At 71.9% G+C, this 16052-nt stretch carries 17 protein-coding genes and 1 pseudogene; 4 read left to right on the top strand and 14 right to left on the bottom strand.

Annotated features, from left to right (window positions below; genetic code table 11):
• Positions 1-2: 2 nt before the first annotated feature.
• Together Q0R63_RS19900 and Q0R63_RS19905 are read right to left on the bottom strand one after the other, a co-directional pair.
• Positions 3-1874, bottom strand: coding sequence for an ABC transporter substrate-binding protein (locus tag Q0R63_RS19900; RefSeq protein WP_295701306.1), 1872 nt, complete (start codon positions 1872-1874; stop codon positions 3-5).
• Positions 1871-3262 carry a M20/M25/M40 family metallo-hydrolase gene (locus Q0R63_RS19905; protein WP_295701310.1) on the bottom strand — a complete coding sequence of 464 codons (1392 nt, stop codon included), beginning with the start codon at positions 3260-3262 and terminating at the stop codon, positions 1871-1873. Before Q0R63_RS19905 ends, Q0R63_RS19900 begins: the two co-directional genes overlap by 4 nt.
• A 175-nt stretch (positions 3263-3437) precedes the next feature.
• On the opposite strand from Q0R63_RS19905, the gene Q0R63_RS19910 reads away from it, so the two are divergent.
• Entirely contained in the window at positions 3438-4424 is a 987-nt protein-coding gene (locus tag Q0R63_RS19910) for an LD-carboxypeptidase (RefSeq protein ID WP_295701313.1), read from the top strand.
• Here Q0R63_RS19910 and sigK read toward each other — a convergent pair.
• From sigK to Q0R63_RS19925, 3 genes are all read right to left on the bottom strand, one after another.
• A complete protein-coding gene (sigK, locus tag Q0R63_RS19915; protein ID WP_295701316.1) occupies positions 4384-4902 on the bottom strand; it encodes an ECF RNA polymerase sigma factor SigK in 519 nt (172 codons plus the stop codon). The two genes, Q0R63_RS19910 and sigK, sit on opposite strands and share 41 nt — an antisense overlap.
• Positions 4903-5025: 123 nt before the next feature.
• On the bottom strand, positions 5026-6291 hold the full coding sequence (locus Q0R63_RS19920) for an MFS transporter (protein ID WP_295701318.1): 1266 nt from the start codon (positions 6289-6291) through the stop codon (positions 5026-5028).
• A 35-nt stretch (positions 6292-6326) separates the two neighbouring features.
• Positions 6327-6770: a hypothetical protein gene (locus Q0R63_RS19925; protein ID WP_295701320.1), complete on the bottom strand. Its 444-nt coding sequence runs from the start codon at positions 6768-6770 to the stop codon at positions 6327-6329.
• A 118-nt stretch (positions 6771-6888) separates the two neighbouring features.
• On the opposite strand from Q0R63_RS19925, the gene Q0R63_RS19930 reads away from it, so the two are divergent.
• A complete protein-coding gene (locus Q0R63_RS19930; protein WP_295701322.1) occupies positions 6889-7125 on the top strand; it encodes a toxin-antitoxin system antitoxin subunit in 237 nt (78 codons plus the stop codon).
• Entirely contained in the window at positions 7122-7538 is a 417-nt protein-coding gene (locus Q0R63_RS19935; RefSeq protein ID WP_295701325.1) for a type II toxin-antitoxin system VapC family toxin, read from the top strand. Before Q0R63_RS19930 ends, Q0R63_RS19935 begins: the two co-directional genes overlap by 4 nt.
• Before the next feature lie 128 nt (positions 7539-7666).
• On the opposite strand, the gene idi is transcribed toward Q0R63_RS19935, so the two are convergent.
• From idi to Q0R63_RS19955, 4 genes are read right to left on the bottom strand one after another with little or no spacing between them, the layout of a single operon-like run.
• The gene (idi, locus tag Q0R63_RS19940) at positions 7667-8266 is read right to left on the bottom strand and encodes an isopentenyl-diphosphate Delta-isomerase (protein WP_295701328.1); all 600 of its coding nucleotides are present in this window, start codon (positions 8264-8266) and stop codon (positions 7667-7669) included.
• Positions 8263-9336 carry an NAD(P)/FAD-dependent oxidoreductase gene (locus Q0R63_RS19945; RefSeq protein ID WP_295701332.1) on the bottom strand — a complete coding sequence of 358 codons (1074 nt, stop codon included), beginning with the start codon at positions 9334-9336 and terminating at the stop codon, positions 8263-8265. Before Q0R63_RS19945 ends, idi begins: the two co-directional genes overlap by 4 nt.
• The gene (locus tag Q0R63_RS19950) at positions 9329-9892 is read right to left on the bottom strand and encodes an isoprenylcysteine carboxylmethyltransferase family protein (protein ID WP_295701334.1); all 564 of its coding nucleotides are present in this window, start codon (positions 9890-9892) and stop codon (positions 9329-9331) included. Before Q0R63_RS19950 ends, Q0R63_RS19945 begins: the two co-directional genes overlap by 8 nt.
• A 2-nt stretch (positions 9893-9894) precedes the next feature.
• On the bottom strand, positions 9895-10962 hold the full coding sequence (locus Q0R63_RS19955) for a 3-oxoacyl-[acyl-carrier-protein] synthase III C-terminal domain-containing protein (RefSeq protein ID WP_295701336.1): 1068 nt from the start codon (positions 10960-10962) through the stop codon (positions 9895-9897).
• A 36-nt stretch (positions 10963-10998) separates the two neighbouring features.
• Between Q0R63_RS19955 and Q0R63_RS19960 the strand changes: the two genes are divergently transcribed.
• Complete coding sequence (locus Q0R63_RS19960; RefSeq protein ID WP_295701338.1) at positions 10999-11820, top strand: UbiA family prenyltransferase; 822 nt, start codon at positions 10999-11001, stop codon at positions 11818-11820.
• Between the two features lie 87 nt (positions 11821-11907).
• On the opposite strand, the gene Q0R63_RS19965 is transcribed toward Q0R63_RS19960, so the two are convergent.
• The 5 genes and pseudogenes from Q0R63_RS19965 to Q0R63_RS19985 all read right to left on the bottom strand — a co-directional run.
• A complete protein-coding gene (locus Q0R63_RS19965; RefSeq protein ID WP_295701341.1) occupies positions 11908-12987 on the bottom strand; it encodes a LacI family DNA-binding transcriptional regulator in 1080 nt (359 codons plus the stop codon).
• A gap of 32 nt (positions 12988-13019) precedes the next feature.
• On the bottom strand, positions 13020-13952 hold the full coding sequence (locus Q0R63_RS19970) for a carbohydrate ABC transporter permease (protein ID WP_295701343.1): 933 nt from the start codon (positions 13950-13952) through the stop codon (positions 13020-13022).
• A gap of 1 nt (position 13953) precedes the next feature.
• A complete protein-coding gene (locus Q0R63_RS19975; protein WP_295701346.1) occupies positions 13954-14811 on the bottom strand; it encodes a sugar ABC transporter permease in 858 nt (285 codons plus the stop codon).
• Between the two features lie 143 nt (positions 14812-14954).
• Positions 14955-15521, bottom strand: a complete 567-nt coding sequence (locus tag Q0R63_RS19980; RefSeq protein WP_295701348.1) for a hypothetical protein — start codon at positions 15519-15521, stop codon at positions 14955-14957.
• Between the two features lie 86 nt (positions 15522-15607).
• Positions 15608-16027 (bottom strand): annotated as a pseudogene (locus Q0R63_RS19985) (extracellular solute-binding protein); the annotation flags it as partial.
• Positions 16028-16052 lie beyond the last annotated feature (25 nt).

Below are 16052 nucleotides of genomic sequence, written 5' to 3' on the forward strand. Positions count from 1 at the left end.
AGCTACCCGCGAAGGTCCGAGGTGGACCGGCGCCGGAGGACGAAGGCGCCGGCGAGGAGGACGACCAGGACCGCCACCCCTCCGACGACGAGCCCGGTCTTCGACGACGAGGCGGCCGGTGCGGCTGACGCGGCTCCCGGCGGGGTCGCGTCCAGGTAGTTCCAGAACACCGACTGCGCCGGGTGCAGCCCCGTCGAGCTCGGCGGGCCGAAGAGCAGGTTGGAGACGTGGTCGTTGCGGTAGACCTCCAGCCCGTCGCCGTAGAACAGGATGATGTCGTAGTTGGCCTGGTAGAGGATGTCCTGCATCTGGGCCACGATCTTCACCCGCTCGGTCGCGTCGAGGGTGACGACCTGCTGGGCGAACAGCTTGTCGTACTCCGGGGTGCAGTAGAACGCGTCGGTGTTGCCGTTCGCGCCGGTGTCGTCCGGCAGGGTCCCGCAGGTCTGGATGGACAGCAGGTAGGTCGGGTCGGGCCCGGTCGTCCACGCGTCCATCAGCATGTCCCAGTCGGCCCGGGACAGGTTGCTGTTCAGCTGGGCGAAGCTCAGCGAGTCGATCCGGATGCTGATCCCGATGTCGGTGAGCCAGCCCTTGAGGAACTGGGAGATCTGCGCGTCGCTCGCGCTGTCGGAGTGGATACCGAGCCGGAAGTCCAGCTTCTTGCCCGTCCTGGGGTCGACCCGGATGCCGTCCGCGCCCTTGGTGTAGCCGGCCGCATCCAGGATGGAGTTGGCCTTGGCCGGGTCGTAGGTCACCGCGTCGGCCGCGGCCGGCTTCCAGGACCACTGCGGGTATGCCGGGGGCAGATAGCCGTTGCCCACGACCCCCTTCCCGCCGAGCACGTTGGTCAGCAGCTTGTTCTTGTCGATGGCCCAGTGGATGGCCGAGCGGACCTGCGGGTCGCCGAGGAGCGGGTTGCCCGTCCCGATGGCCTTGCCGCTCTTCGTCCTGGCGCCACCGTTGATCTCCAGCCCGGTCCAGCCGTTGCCGACCTCCTGCACCGCGGTCATCTTCGTGTCCGCCTTGAGCACGTCGAACTGCTTCGCGTTCACCGAGGTGTCCGCGACCTGGCCGTTCTTGAGCGCGGCCACGGAGGCGTCGGAGTTCTTCAGCAGCTGCACCACGAGGGTGTCGAACTTCGGCGCGCCGGAGCTGCCGAGGCGGAAGGCCTTGTTGGCGGTGAAGCGTTCGAACTGGTCGGTCTGGTAGGTCTGCAGGAGCCACGGGCCGTAGCCGACGACCGGGTAGGTCTCGTTCTTGTAGGACTTGAGGTCGGCGACGTGGGCGCTCCAGACGTGCTTCGGGACGATGGGGATCCCCGAGACGGGGATGCTGACGTAGAGCATGTTGGCCTGGGGCTGCTTCGTCTTCACCACCAGCGTCGTCGCGTCGGGAGCCGTCACGGAGGCGAAGTTGGCCACCAACGAGCCGTTCGCGGTGGCCGCGGTGAGGTTGGTCATGATCAGGTTGAAGGTCCAGGCGGCGTCCTCGGCCGTGATGGGCTGGCCGTCGCTCCACTTCAGGCCGTCCTGGACGGTGAAGGTCCAGGTGAGCTTGTCGTCGGAGGTGGTCCAGCTCTTGGCCAGGTAGGGACCCGGCACCCCGTCCTTGCCGAGGGAGTTCAGCGACGGGTAGATCAGGCCGAAGGTGTTGAGCGCGCCGTTGTAGAAGGACAGGAAGGGGTTGAGCGTGTCGATCCCCGACCCGTCCATCGTCACGGTCAGGTTGGTGTCGGACGCGGCGGCGGACGCCGGTCCGGTCCCCAGGCCGACGGCGGCGGCCACGAGCAACGCACCGCCCAGCGCGACCGCGACGAGGCGACGGACCCGGCCGGGTCCTCGGGGGTCGTGCCGAACGGTGCCAACCCTCATGGGCGATCTCTTCTCTGGTGAGTGCGGCTCTGCTGGTTACGGCTCTGATCGAGTGGGGCGGGGGCGGGGGCGGTGCGCAGGTAGGTGTCGAGGACACCGACACCGAACGCGAGGCTGTCGACGAGGACGCGCTCGTCGACGCCGTGCACGTAGCTGTCGGAGGGGAATCCGGGAGGCGTGCGACCCGGCACGAAGCCGTAGCAGTCGATGCCGAGTCGCGCGAAGGCCTTCGCGTCGGTGCCGCCCGCCATGCAGTAGGGCAGGACGAGCGCCGCGGGGTCGTGCGCTCGCAGCGCGTCGGCCATCGCGGCGTACTCCCCCTGCTCGTCGCCGGCCGCCACGGGCGGGGAGAAGTTGACGAACGCGCGCGAGACGCCCTCGCCGATCAGGGTGTCGAGCGCCTCGAAGAACTCCTCTTCGGTGCCCGGCAGGATCCGTCCGTCGATGCCGGCCGTGGCGGACCCCGGCACCACGTTGTGCTTGTAGCCGGCCGAGAGCATCGTCGGGTTCACCGAGTTCGCGGTGGTCGAGGTCACCAGGGTGGCAGCCTCCCCCAGCTGCGCCAGGCTCGCCGGGTCGTTGGGGTCGATCGTGACGCCCAGGTGGGCGCTCAGGCCGTCGAGGAGAACCGACGTGGGGGGGACGAGGTGGGGCGGCCACTCGTGGTCGGCGAGCCGCGCGACGGCACGGGCCAGCCGCGCGACCGCGTTGGCGGGATGGTGCAGGGACCCGTGTCCGGCCGGCCCGACCGCGGTCAGGTCGATCCAGGCCGAGCCGCGCTCCGCCGTGGCGACGGGGTAGAGGCGCGTCCCGTCGGGGAGGTGCACCGAGTGGCCGCCGGACTCCCCGATCGCGGTGCGCACCCCCTCGAACAGGTCGGGATGCTCCGCCACCAGGAACCCTGCGCCCAGGTCTCCCCGGTCCTCCTCGTCGGCGACGAAGGCGAGCACGATGTCACGGGGCGGGACGAACTCCTCACGGGCCCAGGCCCGCACGACGGCGAGCATCATCGCGTCCATGTCCTTCATGTCCAGCGCGCCCCGGCCCCAGACGGCCCCGTCGCGCACCTCGCCTCCGAACGGGTCGACGCTCCAGTCGGCCGCCTCGGCCGGGACCACGTCGAGGTGGCCGTGCACGACCAAGGCGGGCGCGAGGCGATCGACGCCGGGGATCCGGGCCACCGTGCTGGCCCGGCCGGGTGCCGCCTCGAAGATCTCCGGCAGGTAGCCCGCGTCGGAGAGCCGCTCGGCGACCCATTCCGCGGCCGCCCGCTCACCGCGGGCGTTCCCCCCGCCGAAATTGGACGTGTCGAACCGGATCAGCCGGGAGCAGAGCTCCACGGCCTCGGCCACCACCACGTCGGGCGTCGGCGTGAGGGTGTGTGCCATCCGGTCCTCTCACTGCGCCGCCAACCGAGCGGGGGGGATAACGTTATCTCCGCGGAGCGTGGTCTCGCGCGCTGCCGAGTCTGGTGCCCTCCCGATGGCGACGTCAAGGGCCGTCACCGAGTTGTGGCCGACCACCGCGCAGCGCCTTCTCCCTCGACGAAAGGTCACCTTCCTCGTGAGCGACTCCACCCCCCGCATACCCACGTCGTTGCGTCGTGCCCCTGCCCTGCGGGCCGGTGACCGGGTCGCCGTCCTCACCGCCAGCAGCCCCCCCGACCAGCTCCGCCTGCCGGTGGGCCTGGACGCGCTCACCTTCGTCGGCCTCGTGCCCGTGGTCTACGAGTCGGCCCGGGCCGCCGGCGACGTCCGGCACTACCTCGCCGGCAGCGACGAGCTGCGGGCCTCGGACCTGCGGGCGGCCCTGCTCGACGACACGGTCGCCGGCATCATCTTCGCCGGCGGTGGCTACGGAGCCCAGCGCACGCTCGAGCTGATGGACTGGAGCGGCCTCGAGCACGTCGCACCGAAGATCCTCGTCGGCTACTCCGACGTCACCGCCATCCTCGAAGCGGTCGGCGTCCGGCTGGGATGGGCCTCGCTGATGAGCGGCATGGTGGCCTGCGGGGAGTTCGCCGAGGCCTACACCTTCGCCTCGATGCTGCGGTGCCTGATGGCACCCGAGCAGGCGCAGGACATCCGGTATGCCGCGTCGGTCACCATCACCGGTGGCACGGCCCAGGGGGTCACCCTCGGCGGGAACCTCTGCCTGCTGACGTCCTCGCTGGCCACCGACTCCTGCCGTCCGGCCCGTGGGGGGATCCTGCTGATCGAGGACGAGTCCGAGGAGGACTACCGCGTGGACCGGATGCTGACCCAGCTCCGCCGCAGCGGCTACCTCGACGGGGTCGCCGGCATCGTCGCGGGGACCTGGGAGGGCTGCGGAGGCGTGGAGGCCATCCATCCGGTCCTGGTCGACCGCCTCGGGGACCTCGGGGTCCCGGTGATCGCGTGGGCGGACGTGGGGCACGGCGGGCACTTCCAGGCCTTCCCGATCGGGGTGGCGGCCGAGCTGGACGCCGACGCGGGGACGCTGCGCCTCCTCGACCCTCCCCTGGTCCCGGTCACTCCTTCGACGTGGGCGGGACCAGCTCGCGGAGCTTGACCAGACCGTCCCGGATCCGCGACTTCGCCGTGCCGAGCGGGATGCCGAGCCGCTCGGCGACCTCCTGGTGCGTGCATCCCTCGAAGTAGGCCAGCGTGAGCGCCGTGCGCTGCGACCACGGGATCTGCTCGAGCGCCGCCCGCACCCGGAGGGCCTCGACGGAGGCCAGCGCGTCGTCGCTCGTCGCGTCGTGGGCGATCTGCTGGTTGGCGTCGAGGTAGCGCTGGTCCCGGTTCCGCGACGCCTGCGAGGCGCGCACCCGGTCGACCGCACGACGGTGGGACATGGCCAGCATCCAGGCGAGCACCGAGCCCCGGTCGGGGTCGAAGCGCGAGCTCGTGCGCCACACCTCGAGGAAGACGTCCTGGGCCACCTCCTCGGACTGCGCCGGGTCGCGCAGGACCGCCAGCACCAGGCCGTAGACCCGGCGCGACGTCAGGTCGTAGAGCTCGGCGAACGCGCCCTCGTCGCCCTCCATGCAGCGCCCGATGACCCCGACCAGGTGATCGGCCGCGTCAGGACGACCGGCCGGCTGCGCGGGCAGCGGTCGGTCTTCGGCACGACGATGTGGCGACACGAGCGTTCAACACCCCCGCACATGTTAAGCCCGGTCGGCTGGCACCTGCTCGGCGGGGACGGGCACCGGCGGACGCAGCGAGGTGGCGAGCAGGCACGCGATGCCGAGGAGGACTGCGCCGACGACGAGCGCCCGGAGGACGCCCCCGTGGAGGCCCAGGAAGCCGATCAACGGGGGCCCACCGAGGAAGGCGCAGTAGCCGACCGAGGCCACGACGCTGACCCGGCCCGCGGCATACCGGGGCTCGTCGGCGCCCGCACTCATCCCGACGGGGAAGCCGAGCGAGGTGCCGAGGCCCCACAGCAGCGCGCCGACGAACGCGAGCCAGGTGACTCCGCCGAAGACGAAGAGGACGAGGCCGACGATGGCGACGAGGGCCGAGACGCGCAAGGTGGGGACGCGCCCGTAACGGTCGAGGAGGTCGGGTCCGAACCACCGACCGATCGTCATCGCCGTGAGGAAGGCCGCGAAGGCGAGCGTGCCGACCGCTGCCTCGGCGCCGTAGCCGTCGATGACCGCGACGCTGATCCAGTCGTTGCCGGTGCCCTCGGCGAAGGCGAAGGCGAGCACGAAGACACCGATCAGCAGCGTCCGCGGCTCCCGCCAGGCCGCGAGCGGGCTGCGCGCCGGCAGGCTCTCCGGGCCCGTCTCCGGCTCCTCCGTGTCCGGGACGAACTCCCGGGCGCCGAGCGGGACACCGATCGCGACGAGCACCCCGACGACGGCGAGGTGGACCGTGACCGGGACCCCGAGGACGACCATCAGCGCCCCGATGAGGGCGCCCGCCACGGTCCCGACGCTCCACCCGGCGTGGAAGCGGGACATGATCGACCGGCCCAGCCGGCGCTCGGCGACGGCGCCCTGGACGTTCATCGCGACGTCCCACGCACCGTTGCCGAAGCCGAGGAGCGCGAGGCCGATGACGAGCGGGAGGACCCCGACGAGGAAGCCGAACGCGGCGACGACGAGGGCGAGGCCGAGCACGACCGCCATCGCGGTGACGACGGCGCGGGAGCCGAAGCGGCTGACGAGGGCGCCGGACAGGCCCAGCGCCACGAGGGACCCCGCTGCGATGGCGAGCAGCACCAGGCCGAGCTGCGCGGGGTCGAGGTGGAGCTCGTCGCGGACCTGCGGGATGCGTGAGGCCCAGCTCGCGAAGGCGAACCCGGAACCGGTGAACGCGATGTAGGTGGCGCGGACGGCGGCCGTGGTGTCACGCGCATACGCGGTGCTGACGGCGTCGCTGCTGGTGTCGCTGCTGGGGTTGTCGGGCAGACGGTGGGAGGTCACGGGGTCTCTCGGCGAGTGGCTGCTGGGTCAGGGACCTACCGTATGCCGCCGCCCCCCGCATCCGGCCACTCCAGCCGCAGCGCGAGCAACGCGTCGAGGGCGACGGACTCGCCGTCCCGGCCGCCCCTCCCCGTCTGCAGCGGCGGCGGGGTCGGCTCGAGCGGGACCGTGCGCCACCGGCCGAACCACCGCGGCACCGCGACGAGCAAGTAGTAGCGGCCATCCACGTCGACGCCGAGCGACCGGTCGTGGCGCAGGTACCAGCCGACCACCCCCGTCCGGTAGCGGCCGCGTCCGGACCACGGGCGAGCCGTGAGCTCCTCGGTGGCGATTCCCGCCTCGGTCGCCTGCGCGACGAACCGGTCGAGCAGCACTTGGGCCTTCGCCGACTCCTGCTCGTCCCGGCGGCGCTGCGCTGCGACGTGGTAGTCCGCCTGCGCGGCCCGCTCAGCCCGCCGCTCGTCCGCGTCCTCACTCATCCGCGCCTTTCCGCTCGCACCGTGCCTCCGGTATGCCGCGCACTGGGCGCTGGCGCGTCTTCCACCATGTCACGTCCCGGTCAATGACGCTGGCATCGCTGTCAGGGAGGTGGTCACGATGGCTACTCTGACCATTCGTCAGCTCGACGACACCATCCATTCGCGGTTGAGGCTCCGAGCCGCAGAGCACGGCCGCTCGGTCGAGGCGGAGGTGCGCGCGATCCTCGACGCCGCCGTGAACCGTCCGGACACCAACGTCCTGATCGCGCTCGGCGAGTCGATGGCCCAGGTCGGCGGCATCGATCTCGAACGGCCGGAGCGAGTCGATCGACCCCGGGCCGTGGACCTGCCGTGATCGTCGCGGACACCGACGTGGTGTCGGAGTTCATGCGAGAGCGGCCCGACAGGTCCGTCGAGGCCTGGGCGCGCGGCCTCGGGGTCGGCGACCTCGCCATCAGTGTCATCACGGTGGAGGAGATCGAGCGAGGAATCGGCTCACTCCCCGCCGGGCGCCGTCGTGACGAGCTGGAGGGACGCTGGCACGTGTTGATCGACGCCTACGCCGACTCCGTCCTCTCCTACGACCTGCCCGCGGCGCGGGCAACAGCCCGGATCCTGGTGAGCCGGGCAACCGCAGGATCCCCGATGGGTATGGCGGACGCTGAGATCGCCGGTATCTGCGTCTCCCGCGGATGCCAGGTCGCGACGCGGAACGTCCGTGACTTCGAGGACATCAGCGGCCTCGCGGTGGTGGACCCCTTCACCTGACGGCTGGTAGCAGTGACACGCGAGCCGATGGGTGGCCCTCGCAGCATCAAGCCTGGCGCGAGGCCGCCTTCGAGAGACATCGGGTGGAGATGACCCCGGCGATCCCACCCACGGCGGGTGCGCCGCGGTCAGTCCCAGTGCAGCGCGGGTGGCAGCAACCCGACATCAGCGGCGGGCCAGGCCGCAGGGTCGGGCCCGAGCGCAGCGAGCTGGGGGATCTGTTCCCGGCACCACGGCGACAGGCTCTCGTCGTTGCGCGCGCGGGCCACGAGCTCCGGCCAATGCACGAGCTCCCACGCCGAGACCTCGTCGGGGCTGAGGTCCAGGGCGACGTCGGCATCCATCGTGCCGGTCACGACCGGGCACCACTCGTGCTCCTCGACGCCGGCCATCTGCGCGCGGTAGCGGAAGCGCGGGAGGACCAGGCGCAGGTCGGCCACCTCGACACCGAGCTCGTCGTGCACCCTCCGACGGATGCTCGGGACCAGCGCCTCGCCGGGCAGCGGGTGCCCGCAGACCGAGTTGGTCCACACCCCGGGGAAGGTCCGCTTGCCGTCGGCCCGCCGCGTCATCAGCACGCTGTCGCCGGTGAAGAGGTAGCACGAGAAGGCGAGATGCAGCGGCGTCTCGGCGCCGTGCACCAGCGCCTTGAGCGCGGTCCCCACGCTGTGGCCGAGCCCGTCGAGCAGGACGACACGCTCCTCGACCTGGGTCAGTGGGCTCGTCATGACGTGGTCTCCGTCGGCATCGATGTGGTTGCAGCAGAAGCGATCTCGTCGACGATCAGCGAGAACAGGGCGGGAAAGGCCGACGCCAGCGGCACGATCGCACCGCGTCCGAGCCGGGCCCTCGTCACCAGGGCGAGCCCAGCGGTCAACGCATCGGGCCGACGGCTCACCGACCGCCACCCCCGTTCGTATGCCGCCGGGTCACCGGCCGCCACCGCGGCCACCGCCCGCTCCGCCTGCCGCAGACCCAGGGCGATGCCCTCCCCGGTCAGGGCGTCGACGTAGCCGCTGGCGTCGCCCACGAGCAGCACGCGGCCGTTGACCCGGGCCGTCGAGCGACGCCGCAGCGATCCGGATCCGCGCACCGACGTGACCGGCGCGACCCCCTCGAGCCGGCGCCGCAGCTCGGGGAAGTCCGCGAGCAGCTCGTCGTAGCCGAGCCGCTCGCGGGTGAGGAAGGCGACGCCCACGGTATCGGCCGCCACGGGGGTGACGTAGGCCTCGGCCCGGCGTCCCCAGTGGACCTCGACGGTCGGCGACCAGGGGGCGACACCGTGGTGGCGGCGCAGCCCGTGCCGGGCCGGCTTCGCGATCACCGCCCCCTCGAGACCGGCCGCGCCGCGCACGAACGACTGCAGCCCGTCGGCCCCGACGACGTGCCGGGCGGCCGCGAGCCCGCCGTCCCGCAGACCGACCCGGACCCCCTCGTCGTCCTGGTCCAGCGTCACGGCGACACCGGTCCGCACCGGGACCCCGGCAGCGAGGACGGCGTCGGTGAGCGCGTCGTGGAGGACGGTCCGCCGGACGCCGCGCCCCGGCCCCCGTCGGAAGGGCGCGGTCACGCGACGCCGCCCGGCCACGTAGGTGATGCCCTCGATCGGCGAACCCGCGGGGTCGACGCCCAGCTCCGCGAGGGCGGCGAGCGCACCCGGCATCAGCCCCTCGCCGCAGGCCTTGTCGACACTGCCCTCACGCCGCTCGAGGACCGAGACGCGCAGGCCGGAGCGGGCGGCATACAGGGCCGTGGCGAGGCCGACGGGACCGCCGCCGACCACCAGGAGGTCATCCACGGGACTCTCCTCCCGTGCTGTCCCCTAGTGTGCTGCCCGACGCCACGAGCGTGCGAAGAGCCTTCTCCTCGGCCGGGATCCGGATCGTCATGAGCCACACGTTGAGCACGGTGAAGATGATCGCGGTGACCCACGCCGAGCCGGCGAGCGGCAGCGCCAGCCCCTCGACGGCGACGGCGAGGTAGTTGGGGTGGGGCAGGAAGCGGTAGGGGCCCGAGGTGACCGGCGCCAGGCCCGGGACGATGACGATCCGGGTGTTCCACTGCGGGCCGAGGGTGCGGATGCACCACCAGCGCAGCAGCTGGGTGAGGACGACCACCCCGGCCATCACCCCGCCGAGGACGGGGTGCGGCCCGCGGTGGGCGACCCACGCCTCGACGAGGCAGCCGGCCAGCAGCCCGGTGTGCAGGAGCACCATCCACGGGTAGTGCCGCCGACCCGACTCGACCCCACCGCGCGCCGTCGCCCACGCGAGGTGGCGTGTCGCGACGACGAGCTCGACGACCCGCTCGAGCGCCACGAGGGCGACGAGGACGGTGAACCACCCGGGCGTCATCGTCAGGCCCTCAGCAGGACGAGCTCGAGGCAGAAGCCGGGGCCCATGGCCAGCAGCACGCCGAAGCTGCCTGGTGCAGGGGCGTGGTCGCGCAGCGTGTCCCCGAGCACGTGGAGCACCGACGCCGACGAGAGGTTGCCGATGTCGTGCAGCGACTGCCACGTCACCCCGACGGCCTCGCGGTCGACCTCGAGCGCCTCCTCCATCGCCTCGAGCACCTTGGGGCCACCGGGATGGACCACCCACCAGCCGATCTCGTCGCGACCGAGACCGTGCCGCGCGAGGAACGCGTCGACGTCGCCGCGCACGTGCTCGCGCACCAGCTCTGGCACCTCGACGCCGAGGACGATCCGCAGCCCGCCCCGTCCGACGTCCCAGCCCATGGCCCGCTCCGTGTCGGGATAGAGCCGACTTCGCGACGCGAGCACCGTTGGCTGACAGCCCTCCCCGCGACCAGCGCCGCGCGCCGAGCCGGTCATCACCACGGCAGCAGCGCCGTCGCCGAAGAGCCCGGAGGCCACGATGTTGGCGGCGGACGCGTCGTCGCGCTGCATCGTCAGGCTGCAGAGCTCGACCGAGAGCAGCACGGCCACCTCGTCGGGGTGCCCCACGAGGTAGTCGTGGACCCGGGCGATCCCCGCCGCCCCGGCGACGCATCCCAGTCCCATCAACGGCATTCGCTTGACGTCGTCGCGCAGCCCGATCCGGGCCGCGACCCGCGCCTCGAGGGACGGGACGGCGACCCCGGTCACGGTCGTCGACACGACGAGGTCGACGTCACCGGGGGTGAGACCGGCAGCGTCGAGGGCGCGTAGCACGGCGTCCGAGCCGAGATCGACTCCGGCACGGATGAACTCGTCGTTGCTCACGCCGAAGTCGGTCAGACCCTCGTAGCGCTCGAGCGGCAGCACGAGGTGCCGGAACGCGACGCCGGCGTTGCCGTGGATGCGGTCGATGAGGGCCCGCTGGCCGGCGGTCGCGCCGAGGAACCGGCGCAGCTCCGCGGTCACCTCGGCCTGGGGGTAGCGGTGGGCCGGCAGGGCGGTCCCGACCGACACGATCCGGCTCACGGCAGGAGGTGTGGCGACGTTGTCTAGTCTCGGGGCGTGAGCCACCCCCACGACGGCCTGGCGTCCGAGCTGCTGCGCGCTAGTCACCCCGGTCCCTCCGCCGCGGTCACGCTGCTCACCGCGGGCCTCGCCGCCACCGTCGGGCACTCCTGGGCATCCGGGCTCCTCGTCACGGCAGCGGTGCTGACGGGCCAGCTCTCCATCGGGTGGTCCAACGACCTCGTCGACGCCGACCGCGACCGGCTCGTCGGGCGACAGGACAAGCCTGCGGCGACCGGGAGCCTCTCCCTCCGGGTGCTCCGCGCTGCGACCGCCGCGGCCGTCGTGGCCACCCTCGTGCTCTCGCTCCTCTGCGGGCTGCGGTCGGGCCTGGTCCACCTCGTCCTGCTGGTCGGTTCGGGATGGGCATACAACCTCGGGCTCAAGCGCACGACCCTCTCGCCCCTGCCGTATGCCGTGGCCTTCGGCGCGCTCCCGTCGGTGGTCACGCTCGCCCTCGCCACCCCGCGCCTGGCCCCGCTGTGGATGACCGTCACCGGGGCGCTGCTCGGGATGGCCGCGCACTTCCTCAACGTGCTGCCCGACCTCGCCGACGACGCCAGCACCGGGGTGCTCGGCGCACCGCACCGGTTGGGTGAGGCCCCCACCAGGGTCATCGCCCTGACCCTGCTCACGGCCGGGACCGTCGTCGCCGTGGTGGGGCCCGGCCGGCCACCCCTCTGGGCGGGCGTGGGGGCGGGGGCCTGCGTCGTCCTCGGCGTCGTCGGCGCGTGGTCGCGGGGGCGGCTGCCCTTCGTCATCGGCGCCACCATCGCCCTCGTGGACGTCGTCATGCTCGTCGTGCGCGGCAGAGCGTGAGCCGGTGGTGCCGGGCCGGTCGAGGTCCATCGGCGTCCCTTCCGTGCGGGGGGCGAGCAGGGGTGTCCGTCCCCCGCCCACAGCCAATCACGCCCGCCGCCCGACCGCCTCACCCCTGCCGGGATCTTCCGCAGCTCCGCCCGTGCTCGCCCGCACCACCAGGGCCGCCGGGAGGGTGACCGCGGCCGACTCCTGCCCGTCGATGACCTCCATCATGAGCCGCACCATCTCGGCGCTGATCCGCTCGAAGGGCTGGTGGATCGTCGTCAGCGGCGGGTCGAGGGTCGCGGCGAGACCCGAGTCGTCGAAGCCGCCGAGGGCCACGTCACCCGGCACGGTGCGGCCGGCCCCGCGCAGGGCCGCGAGGGCGCCGGCCGCCATGAGGTCGGAGGCGACGAAGACGGCGTCGAGGTCGGGGCGCCGACCCAGCAGCTCACGCATCGCGGCGGCCCCGCTCTCGCGGGAGTAGTCGCCGTGGGCGACCAGTGACGGGTCGAAGCGGTCGCCGAGCTCCGCCCGGTAGCCCTCGAGGCGGAGCCGGCCGCCGGGCGTGTCCAGGGGCCCGGTGATCGTCGCGACCGCGGTGCGGCCGAGGTCGATCAGGTGCCGGGTCATCTGCCGTCCCCCGCCGAGGTCGTCGGCCGCGACGTAGCCCACGCGCCCCTCGAAGCCCAGCGGTATGCCGCACGCGATCGTCGGGATCTCCTGTGCCACAAGCGATTCCACAACCGGGTTGCCGGCGTGCGACGAGATGAGGAGCACCCCGTCGACGTGCCCGGCGCCGACGTAGTCGAGCACCTGCCGCTGCTCGGCGCTCGTGCCGGCGATCAGGAGCACGAGCGGCATACCCCGCAGGGCGAGCTGCTGGGCCGCACCCCGGACGAGGATCGAGAAGTTCGGGTCCTCGAAGAGCAGGTGCTGGGGCTCCGTGAGCAGGAAGGCGACGGAGTTGGCGCGGCCGGTCTTGAGGCTGCGGGCGTGCTGGTTGGTCGTGTAGCCCGTCTCGCGGATCGCCGCCTCCACGGCGGCGAGGGCGTCCGTGGACACCCAGTGGCCGCCGTTGATCACTCGCGAGACGGTGCCCCGGGACACGCCGGCCGCCTCGGCCACGTCGTGGATCGTCGGCCGTCTCCTCGGTGCCTTGGGTGTCCTGTCGCTGGTCGCCATCGAGGAGAACGATAGAGGTCCACGACCCGGGGTCAACCCTTGACCGCGCCGCTGGTGAGGTCGACCTGCCAGAACCGTTGCAGCGTCAGGAAGAGCGCCACCAGCGGCAGGATCGACAGCAGCGCGCCGGTGATGACGAGGCTGTACATCGAGGGCTGCGACGCCCCCTGGTTGAGCAGGCCGGAGAGGCCGACCGTCACCGGGAAGAGGCTGTCGTCGCCGAGCATGATGTAGGGCAGCATGAAGTTGTTCCAGATCGCGACGAACTGGAAGAGGAAGACCGTGAACAGCCCGGGCAGCATCATCGGCATGGCGATGGACACGAAGATCCGCCACTCCGGGGCGCCGTCGGTCCTCGCCGCCTCGATCACGTCGTCGGGCACCGTTGCGGCGGCATAGATCCGGGCGAGGTAGATGCCGTAGGGACTGATGATGCTCGGCAGCAGGACCGACCAGTAGGTGTTGGTGAGGCCGACCTGCGCGAGCAGGAGGTACTGGGGGATGGCGAGCACGACACCGGGGACCAGGACGCCCGCGAGGATGATGTTGAAGGTTAGCTGCTTGCCGACGAAAGTGAACTTCGCCAGCCCGTAGCCGGCCATCCCCGAGACGACGACCGAGAGCAGGCCGCCGCCCACGGCATACAGGGCGGTGTTGGCCATCCAGCGCCAGAAGATGCCGTTGCGCACCTGGGTCAGGGCGACGACGTCGTCCCACAGGTGGGTCGACGGCGCGAAGGTGAACGTCGAGAACAGCTCGGCCGGGCTCTTGGTGGAGGCCGTCACGACCCAGAGGACGGGCAGCAGGCAGTATGCCGCGCCGACGAGGAGGACCAGCGTCGGGAAGCCGCCCGCGAGCCGGCGCCGCCGACCCCCCGGGCCGCCGGACGGGCCGGGCCGGGCGGTCACCGGATGGCTGGCGGGCCCGGTCGTCGAGGTGGTGGACAGCGGCGAGAGGGCAGTCATGTCAGCTGTTCTCCTGGCTGAAGGCGCGGCTCGAGACGAGGCGCAGGAAGCCGAACGACAGGGCGAAGGTCGCGACGGCGATGACGACGGAGGTGGCAGCCGCCGAGTAGACGTCGTCCCGGGTGAAGGCATCGCGGTAGACCTTCATCAGCGGGCTCCACGTCGAGGCGATGGTGTTGGTGAGCGGTCGCAGCGTCATCGGCTCTGCGAAGACCTGGAGCGTGGCGATCATCGAGAACAGGAAGGTCAGGATGAGCGACGGCGTGACGATGGGGATCTTGATCCGCCACGCGACCCCGGCCTCGGAGCACCCGTCGAGGCGGGCGGCCTCGAAGAGCTCCCGCGGGATCGCCTTGAGCGCGGTGTAGATGACGATCATGTTGAAGCCGACACCGCCCCACAGGCCGATGTTGGCGATCGCGAAGACGACCAGACCCGAGGACAGGATGTCCGGGACGGCGACGCCGATCCGGTCGGCGACGAACGTCACCGGGGAGACGCCGGGGAGGTAGAGGAAGCCCCAGAGGAGCGAGGCGATGACGGCCGGGACGGCATACGGGAGGAAGATCGAGAGCCGGGCGAAACCGCGGCCTCGGGCCTTCCCGGAGTCGAGCAGGAGGGCGAAGACCAGGGCCAGCCCGAGCATCGTCGGGACGAGCAGCAGGCCGTAGAGGGCGACCCGGCCGACCGACGCGAGGAAGTCGGGATCGCCGAGCGCGCGGGCGTAGTTGTCGAAGCCGGCCCACACCTCGGTCCGCGAGTTCTTGCCCAGGCCGAGGCCGCTCACCCTCGCGGCACGCAGGCTGAGGTAGACGGCATACCCGATCGGGAGGGCGAGGAAGAGCACGAAGAGCGTCATCGCCGGGGCGAGGTAGACGTAGGGGGCGAGGGACCGGCGACGCCAGGCGCCGCTGCGGGAGGCCGCTGCTCGCGGTGCGACGGTCGTGGGGGGCGAGGCGAGCTGCGTCACCGGTTCAGCTCCTGGTGATGGGGTGGGTGGGGTCACGGGGCGATCGAGAAGCCGGACTTCTTGAGGTCGGCCAGCGTCGTGGTCTGCATCGCGGTCACTGCGGCGAGGAAGGCCGAGGCCTTCTTGGCCTGGGTCGCCTTGCCGAACTCGTCGTTGTAGGAGGAGTAGGCGACGTTGACGTTGGGGCCGTAGGTGAACGGCTTCACCGTCTTGGCGACCGACGCGGCGACCGTGTAGAAGTCCTTCTGGGTGGCGAAGAACGGCGGCGGTGTCGTGAGCGCGGCCTGGCCGGGCAGGTCGGCGGGATAGAGGCTGCCGTCGCTGACGAGCGCGCTGACCCCGGCCTGGGAGCTGTTCATCCAGGCGATGAACTTCGCGGCCTCGGGAAGGTGCTTGCCCTGGGTCGTCGCGGAGGTGGCCGACCCGCCCCACGTGCCGGTGGCCTGGTCGCCGGCGTTCCACTGGGGCAACGGGGCCATCGCCCACTTGCCGGCGGTCGACGCGGCGTTGCCGTCGAGGACGCTGGGGGCCCAGATGGCGGAGATCCAGCCGACCTGGGTGCCGTTGTTGAGCGCAGCGTTCCAGGCGGGGGTGTACATCGGCTTGTTGTCGATGGTCCCCTTTCGACGAGGTCGCCCCAGTACTGCGCGACCTTCTGCGTCGGTCCCGCGTCGATTCCGACCTTCCAGGCCTGCCCGTCGACCGCCCACCACGAGGCCCCAGCCTGCTGGGTGAGACCCGCGAACCAGCCGGCGTCGGTGGCGGAGAACGTGCCGAGGTAGTTCTTCGGGTTGGCGGCATGGACCTTCTCGGCGGCCGCGGCATACTCAGCCCAGGTCGTCGGGGCCTTCAGGCCGAGCGAGTCGAAGACGTCCTTGCGGTAGTACATCTCCATCGGGCCGGAGTCCTGGGGCACGCCGTAGACGGCCTTCGAGCCGAGGGTCACGGCCTGCCAGGTGCCCGAGGAGTAGTGCTGCTGCAGGTCCGTCGGCAGCACCGGGGCGAGGTCGGCGAGGGCGTCGGCCGAGACGAGGGTGGGGATCTTCTGGTACTCGGTCTGGATGAGGTCGGGCGCCCCCGACCCCGCCTTGACGGCAGTCAGCAGCTTGGTGACGGCCGGGTCGCCGCCG

Origin of the sequence: Lapillicoccus sp. (genome assembly GCF_025353065.1) — a bacterium.
In the GTDB taxonomy this organism is placed as follows: Bacteria; Actinomycetota; Actinomycetes; order Actinomycetales; family Dermatophilaceae; genus Lapillicoccus.